This is a genomic window from Serratia plymuthica NBRC 102599 (assembly GCF_001590925.1).
GTDB lineage: Bacteria > Pseudomonadota > Gammaproteobacteria > Enterobacterales > Enterobacteriaceae > Serratia > Serratia plymuthica.
In genome coordinates this window covers 1-580 of the sequence record NZ_BCTU01000076.1, presented here as the reverse complement: position 1 = coordinate 580, position 580 = coordinate 1, and the positions used below count along the sequence as shown (strand labels likewise).

At 54.0% G+C, this 580-nt stretch carries 1 rRNA gene; it reads left to right on the top strand.

Going from position 1 to position 580, the window contains the following annotated elements:
• A 23S ribosomal RNA gene (locus SPL01S_RS24210) occupies positions 1 to 580 on the top strand; the annotation flags it as partial.

The window sequence follows — 580 nt, the reverse complement described above, 5'->3', positions numbered from 1 at the left end:
CCTGTCCAACGTTAATCGGGGCAGGGTGAGTCGACCCCTAAGGCGAGGCCGAAAGGCGTAGTCGATGGGAAACAGGTTAATATTCCTGTACTCGGTGTTACTGCGAAGGGGGGACGGAGAAGGCTAGGCTAGCCGGGCGACGGTTGTCCCGGTTTAAGCGTGTAGGGGGAGAGAATTGGTAAATCCGTTCTCTTATTCAACCCTGAGGCGTGATGACGATGCACCACGGTGCAGAAGTAGTTGATGCCAAGCTTCCAGGAAAAGCCTCTAAGCATCAGGTAACACAGAATCGTACCCCAAACCGACACAGGTGGTCAGGTAGAGAATACCAAGGCGCTTGAGAGAACTCGGGTGAAGGAACTAGGCAAAATGGTGCCGTAACTTCGGGAGAAGGCACGCTGGCGCGTAGGTGAAGAGACTTGCTCTCGGAGCTGAAGCCAGTCGCAGATACCAGCTGGCTGCAACTGTTTAATAAAAACACAGCACTGTGCAAACACGAAAGTGGACGTATACGGTGTGACGCCTGCCCGGTGCTGGAAGGTTAATTGATGGGGTCAGCCGCAAGGCGAAGCTCTTGATC